This window comes from Marinobacterium sp. MBR-111, from assembly GCF_040547585.1.
Taxonomy (GTDB): domain Bacteria; phylum Pseudomonadota; class Gammaproteobacteria; order Pseudomonadales; family Balneatricaceae; genus Marinobacterium; species Marinobacterium iners.
Window position 1 is genome coordinate 1 of sequence record NZ_JBEPQA010000056.1, and the last position, 6,085, is coordinate 6,085.

General features: G+C 53.5%; 6 protein-coding genes. 1 reads left to right on the forward strand and 5 read right to left on the reverse strand.

The window, feature by feature from the left end; genetic code table 11:
* Positions 1-747: RpnC/YadD family protein (locus ABIE61_RS18380; RefSeq protein WP_354412238.1), on the forward strand; the 747-nt coding region annotated here is incomplete at its 5' end.
* A 217-nt stretch (positions 748-964) separates the two neighbouring features.
* On the opposite strand, the gene ABIE61_RS18385 is transcribed toward ABIE61_RS18380, so the two are convergent.
* The 5 genes from ABIE61_RS18385 to ABIE61_RS18405 all read right to left on the reverse strand — a co-directional run bounded on the left by ABIE61_RS18385 (position 965) and on the right by ABIE61_RS18405 (position 5,875).
* Positions 965-1,717: a SapC family protein gene (locus ABIE61_RS18385; protein ID WP_354412241.1), complete on the reverse strand. Its 753-nt coding sequence runs from the start codon at positions 1,715-1,717 to the stop codon at positions 965-967.
* Between the two features lie 80 nt (positions 1,718-1,797).
* On the reverse strand, positions 1,798-2,421 hold the full coding sequence (locus ABIE61_RS18390; RefSeq protein WP_354412242.1) for a hypothetical protein: 624 nt from the start codon (positions 2,419-2,421) through the stop codon (positions 1,798-1,800).
* A gap of 752 nt (positions 2,422-3,173) precedes the next feature.
* On the reverse strand, positions 3,174-4,322 hold the full coding sequence (locus ABIE61_RS18395; protein ID WP_354412245.1) for a hypothetical protein: 1,149 nt from the start codon (positions 4,320-4,322) through the stop codon (positions 3,174-3,176).
* A gap of 84 nt (positions 4,323-4,406) precedes the next feature.
* The gene (locus tag ABIE61_RS18400) at positions 4,407-4,865 is read right to left on the reverse strand and encodes a helix-turn-helix domain-containing protein (protein WP_354412247.1); all 459 of its coding nucleotides are present in this window, start codon (positions 4,863-4,865) and stop codon (positions 4,407-4,409) included.
* Positions 4,866-4,990: 125 nt separating this feature from the next.
* Positions 4,991-5,875 (reverse strand): YagK/YfjJ domain-containing protein, encoded by an 885-nt coding sequence (locus ABIE61_RS18405; RefSeq protein ID WP_354412250.1) that lies wholly within the window; start codon positions 5,873-5,875, stop codon positions 4,991-4,993.
* Between the last annotated feature and the right edge of the window lie 210 nt (positions 5,876-6,085).

The following is a 6,085-nucleotide window of genomic DNA, read 5'->3' on the forward strand; positions in this document are numbered from 1 at the left end:
TGGGTGCTGATTCATGTTGAGGTGCAGGGCGAGCCAGAGGACGCTTTTGCACAACGGATGTATACTTACCAGTATCGCCTGCGTGACCGCTACGGTGTGGATGTGGTGAGCCTTGCGGTGCTGGCCGATACCAGTCCCGGCTTCAGGCCAGCGGCATTCAACTATGACCGCTGGGGATGTGCACTGCAGTACCGTTTTCCCATGAGCAAATTGATCGATTTTGAGTCTAACTGGGAAGTGCTGGAACAAAGCGCCAATGTGTTCGCCCTGGTGGTGATGGCACAGCTCAAGGCCAAGCGAGTGAAAGACGGCGTGGCACGTAAAGATGCCAAAGTCGCTATCATCCGCCTGATGTACGAACGCGGCTACAGCAAGCAGCAGATCCTGGAGCTGTTCAACGTGATTGATTGGATGATCCAGCTCCCCAGCAGTCTGAATGAAGCGTTTTTGAATACGATCTATGCGATCGAGGAGGACAAGAACATGCCGTATATCAATACCGCTGAACGGGTGGGGTTGGAGAAGGGTGAGCTGATCGGTATCCAGAAAGGCCGGGTGGAAGGCCGCATGGAGGGCCGATTAGAAACAATGCGTGAAACGGCCCTGGGCTTGCTGGAGTTGAAATTTGGGCAACTACCGGATTGGGCAACCCAGATGATCAGCCAAGCCGATGCGACCAAGCTCGATACCTGGACCAAGGGTGTTCTAACGGCTGAAAGCCTAGAAGCCCTGCTGGGCAAGCACTGAGGCAGGGTAGGGACTCTCCTGCCCCACAACGGTGTTGCTGTTGAGCGAAAGGTTTATGGCTATCCGCTGTTCGAGCTATGTCCCCGCGTGACCTGGCTTGCATGCGCTCAGGTCCCAGGCCTGGGTTAATACCGTCTATGACCTGGTAGCTGAGGGCCAGACCTCCGGAAGAAGCGTCTCAGCCCTCTTTCCCTGATGCCTCGCCCCGGTATCAGCGTTACTGCACTGGCTGAGTGCTTTTATCCACGTTTTCACCTGTCATGATCGTGATTTCATGCAGCCCTTTCTCACCCTCAATCTGGGTCAGCCAACGAACCTGATCAGCCTCAAGTCTCTCTTGGGCATCAAGCAACCGATGGGCCAGTACGGTGGCACTCAAACCCTCTGCTTCGGAATCCAGGGCCTCCATCGCCCTGTCCAGCCGTAGCGGGTCAATCAAACGACAGTCGAAACACTCCCCCTGATGGTAGACCCGTGCTGGGACCATGACCCCGACACGTTCCAACGTGCGCATAAAGCGTTCAGTGCGTGACTGGGCCTGTGCCAATGCATGCAGGCGGTCAATGATACTGCGGGTAAACGACGTCAGCTGTCCGTCATCATCAAATAACCGATAACCGGCCCTCAGTTGCAGGTGTGGGCAGTGTTCATCGATGGCCAGACTCTCACGGATCTCAACGGTGGATCCGTCATCCGCGATCACGGGCTGTTGAATCAGGTGGAACGGATAGGCTTGCAGCTGATTGGGCGTGTAATTGTCCCAAGGGGCAGCTTGGTGGGGCTGAAGCAGCTCCGGCAGCAGCAAGGGAACCGGTGTGCCGTGCGGGCTGATCACGATCGGGTAACGGCCCTGCAGCGCATCCAGGTCCTGTAACACCAGCGGGACAGGGCTACGCGCGAATGTCAGCCAGGCGTTATCAATGGGTGTGAAGTGCAGGTCAAGGTGTTGTTCTGGGTTCAGTAGCAACATGGGGTTCACCTCTGGCATCAGTGCTGAGCGGTCGTATAGCGGCACTGCGTGTTACGGCAGCGGCATAGACGTTCTGGTGATTAATGGACTTCAGGGGAATAATGACCAACACCTGGGTTTAGCCAGTTTTGGTAGCCCGTTTCTGTCATCAGTACGCCTTCACAGCGAATTAGGTGCTGCTGAGAGTGCAGCAAAGACTCAGCCATCTGCAAAGCTGCAGGCCCTAATGCTTGCTGGTTGAACCAGCCTCGGCGCTGCTTCAAAAGATTAGCCTGTACCACTCGACAGCTAGACGTAACATCCAAATGATAAACAGTTGCTGATATGAGCACTTGCGCCTGCTCCAGCACAGTAAGCAATTCAAAGGTGAGCTCAGCTGTACTGCTGCGGTTTTTGCAGAGGATCATGCATGACTCGTGCAAACCCAACGAATCCACTTCCTCGGCCCCCATCCGGGCACGCGCTTCGTCCAACGTACACATCTTGAAGTCCCAGATCTCAGGAACATACCCCTTGAGGGCCTCTGGATACTTCGGGTCAATCAGGAGTTCGGGGAGTATGCCCTGTTCAGCGCTCAGCACGATGGGGAAGCGTTTGAACAAATGCTGAATATCGGCCAATGTAACACCGGCAAAGCCAGAGCCGATGGCATATCGGGTGTTATCAGGTTGAGGAAATTCACAATCGGCGGGGACAGTAAACATAATAAGCTCCAAAGATCTATCACATTGAGATCACTCATTTGACTGGTCACGGAGGCGTAGGCATGCAGCCTAACTGCCGTTGATCAGCCTCGGTAAGCTACACACCAGGGTGTGTAACGAATTCTTGAGTGGTCTCCTTAGACCTATGGTATATTTATCGGGCCGCATCTGTTGCACTGGCTGTAGTTGATGTCGATGAAAGCCATGGCCCATGTGCTCAGCAAGATCACCGCCTGCGTACGCTATTGCTACGACCGAATGTCTACACGCTCGACAAGGCGAGTTCGGGCTTGAAATCATCGCGCTCGGAGCACGACTGTAGTTACGCGGAATTATAGGCATAAGTATTCTCCAGGCGTCGACCGTAGATCGACATCCACTCAGTTTGGGTGATTTTTCTGCTCAAAAAATGCTGGCCATCTCACCAGCTGTATCTAGAAAAAACCCGCTGCCGTTAATCTAAAAAATGAAATTGTGTATCGGCAGTGAGTGGACTGAATGTCAGCCCTGGAACGTGTTTTCTCTGTGTTCTTGACTCTCCTCTCTGGGTTTTCGGTGTGTTAATCACATAAACATCGACTGGCTATCTTTGTGATCTATGTGCTTGTAAATGAACCTCCTTTGCTGCGTTAGTCTGGTGTGTTTCTGAGGCATCAGGCCCTAGTGTCAATGGCTATCAGCTCGTTACGGGTCTCCTTCATCAATGGTCCGATTTTGAAAATAGCCAAGGTTTTTTATCCTGTCAACTAGCCTTACCTGGGTCTGCGTGAGAGGTAGCTGCGCCCAAAAGTTTGGTTCCCAGGAGGGACGAGATGGGTGTAGTGGTCCAGTAGCAGCCAATATTTCAGCCTGTGGAGGATGGCATCCCAGCTCTCAGGCTGGAGTGGATGCGTGGAAAAGGCTTGCAGCGAAGGCGTGGCCCCCGGCTTCTCAGGCTCCAGGTATTCTTGCATCACCTGACCGTGTTCATTGGTGACGTAGCGCCAGAGGCTGTCAACCTCGTCTATAACATCGTCCAGTTGGGTGGTGTCGAAAGCACTGCCAAACAGCAACATCAACCGAGCATGCACCCCGATAGGTGAGGTGTAGAGGATCTGCCAGACATAACCAATCGTGTTTTTTAGATGTTCACTCTTGCTTCTGAGCGCCAATAACGACCGTAGATGACTGTTCAAACTGTCCAAAGCCACAGTGGGTGAGACATAGGCGTTGCGCTGTGTGTAGGCCAAAACCACTGGAATAGCTGTTATGTGCTGATAATTACGCTGATAGGACCTCACCAGCTCGCTGACGGAGGCCATGCGCTTGGCCGATCGATTTTGAGCTAACTTGGTGGCTTTTTGGAACTGGGTTTTCTCCCCCTTCGTACCGGCTACACCGCGTATGTCGTCGTACATCAGCTCAAGCGCGGCGCGTTGCTCTGTCGTCCCATCGGTCCCAGCCTTGCGTGTGTTTTCCACCCACGAGCATAAAATGTTGACCACCCACAGCGCAGGATTCAACTCCATGAAGCCCTTTAGAGTCACATCTGTGTCGCGTGGCTCCCAAGCTTTTGAGTGCTCAGGATGCTCAAAGCTGAATGGTGGTTCAAGCAGAATCGGATTGTAGTTTTTTAGTTGCCGATAAGCTGCAAAGAGCATTTCATACCTGTCGGACAGCTCTGCCTGAGAGGCCTTGGGTGATATCCCAAGCCTGATGCTCTGCTCATCATCAGTGTTCAGGATAGCCTTGATCGTTTGCTCGCCTTGAGCCAGATTTTTGAATAATGTGTTTTCGTAGGTCAGGTATCGATGAAGTTGACCCTGGGCTGTATTGGTGCTGAGCAATGTATCGGGCACATGGTCCAATAGCACCGATAAATCTTCCGGTGAAATCACCGGAGCGTATGAAGTTGAGTACATAAAAATTCTACCTATCTCTAGATTCCTGCTAAAATTTAGGGGTGAATCTTAGAGAATACAAGTAGATATTAAAATTTATTCTTGTCACCTCATGTCGGCCTGAAGCTGACCAATAACCCTTTCCAGCAACGCTTTCCCCGGCCCTTGCGGCTGTCGTCGACCCCGTTCCCAGTCCTGTAGAGTGCGCTGACTGATACCTAAGGCACCGGCCATTTCCATCTGTGTCATCGCCCGTTCGTGCCTGAGTGTGAGGATCGCCTCGACGCTGGGGTGCAGTCCTTTCGGTGGGTCACTCGGAGGCCGTTTGCCTCGATTCGGTGGTGGAGTCTCGGGTTGATCAACTGCGCTGTGCTGCATCATCTCTGCCTGGTTGAGACAGGATAGTTTCGTCTGGCCTGTCGGTGCTGCAGTCGGGTGTGACTCTGGGTGGCTGGGTGCAAGCGGTGGATTCGTTCCTGGCGCCTGCCACTGGGGCATGGCGTCCGCCTCCAGTGGGCTTTTCTCCTCTGTGCCGTTCACTGACTCTGTGCGGTCGGTGTGCATCGCTCGATTCTCCTCTGTCGCTGCGTGCTCCATAGGATTGGGCTTGGGTATTTTTTTATTTTTCACTCTGGATGCACGTCCCTGTGCCGGTAACGACTCGGACTCACCCGATCCGTCTGCTGCCGTTAGCAACGACGCCTGCGGCTGCTACCAAAGCAATGCGTCCCTTCACCAAAACGTTTGCTATAGGCTTTGCACAGGTAACTGGCTCGGTAGTGCAGTCGGGCCAATTCATAGCCATCCGCTGGCTTACAGGAGACTCTATATTCTCCTGTGCTGTGGCCTGTATGACCGCGTTGGCTGCAATGTTCGTCACCGCCATAGGGATCATCCCTGTCATACTGGCTCTTCTTGCCATACTCAACCAGCCCATTGATCCCTGGGTCATTCGCCAACCCCAAGGCATACGCCCAAGCCCTTACAATGCTGTGGAACAGGTTGTTGCGGTGGTACCCGCCCTCGTCACTGGGCTGGGGCCACCCCATGTAATTAATCGCATCTCGATTGAACAGCAGAAGTAGGTGGTAATGCGGATTGGGACTGCGGCTCTGCTCCCGTGCCCAGACGTAATGAATCCGTGTCGGGTACTTGTGGTTTGCACGATCCAGCTCCCATTGCAGGTAATAAAAAAACTGTTTCATGCAGTGGTTATCCCGACTCAGCTCTGCTGGATAGCACTGTGGGTAACGCAGATCCACTCGCACGGCATAGACTCTTGGATATTCCGTCAGTGCGGCATCGATCACCTCCCAGGTACGTTTCAGGTAGTTTTCGATCAGTCCACCGTAATGCGCCTGTTGTGAGACCGACCAGCCTCGGTACTGGCTCTCGTAATACAGACGCAGCTGAGGGCTACCGGGTACTCGCTTGGGCTGTCCTGTCGTGTTGTGCGGGTGTTCTTCCCAAGGATCGAAGGTCTCGATGGCAGGATCAGGATCAGCGACTGGGCTGGGGTATGGACCGTAGGTGTTGACGTAGGTTTGGTAGTGTTCTGGGTTGTAAGGATTCATGAGTGTGCTCCAGTACCGGTTAAAGGGACTGAGCGTGGAGATCACTCGGGTGTTTGCCCTCACTGTGGTGGAGGTAGAGGGTTGGGTATCATGGACTTATGCCTGATCTCTCTTTCCTGACTCCGTGACTTAAAACTCAGCTCGCATCTCCACACACCTGTAACCACGCGGCCTGCGGCGGTAAAATGGACGCCATTCTCGATTCACCCA